At 37.8% G+C, this 587-nt stretch carries 1 protein-coding gene; it reads right to left on the bottom strand.

Going from position 1 to position 587, the window contains the following annotated elements; genetic code table 11:
* The coding region (locus AB3I34_RS13975; protein ID WP_000191453.1) for an IS6-like element ISEnfa1 family transposase at positions 1–513 on the bottom strand (513 nt) is incomplete at its 3' end.
* Positions 514–587: the final 74 nt, after the last annotated feature.

Here is a 587-nt window from a genome sequence, read left to right as displayed (position 1 = left end):
ACGATGGTCTTGTTCAATCAGATTATTCAGATACTTGATTGTTCGATGTTCTGTTGTTATATACAGTCCATTTTTCTGAAGCTTTCTGAAGGCACTCTTAATAGAGGGTGCTTTATCCGTTACTAGAACCTTTGGTTCTCCAAACTGGTTCTTCAGTCGTTTTAGAAAAGCATACGCAGCCTGTGTGTCGCGCTTTTTCCGTAACCAGATATCTAAGGTTAAGCCATCTACATCGATAGCGCGATATAAATAATGCCACTTTCCTTTAATTTTGATATAAGTCTCGTCCATTTTCCATGAATAAAAGGACTGTTTGTTTTTCTTTTTCCAAATTTGATAAAGAATCTTTCCGTATTCTTGCACCCAACGGTAAATTGTGGTGTGACAAACGTGAATTCCTCGGTCATACAGAATTTCCTGCACTTCACGATAACTCAGGTTGTACCGAAGATAGTAGCCGACGGCTACGATAATCACGTCTTTTTGAAATTGTTTTCCTTTGAACTGAGTCATCTTCATTCCTCCAAGCTATCTTTTTCAATTATTTTACCTCAAAATGAGCTTATCGGAAACTTTGCAACAGAACC

It is taken from the genome of Enterococcus sp. C102(2024) (assembly GCF_040888205.1).
GTDB classification, from domain to species: domain Bacteria; phylum Bacillota; class Bacilli; order Lactobacillales; family Enterococcaceae; genus Enterococcus; species Enterococcus faecalis.
The sequence above is the reverse complement of the archived record's forward strand: the minus strand, read 5'-3'. Positions and strand labels throughout refer to the sequence as shown.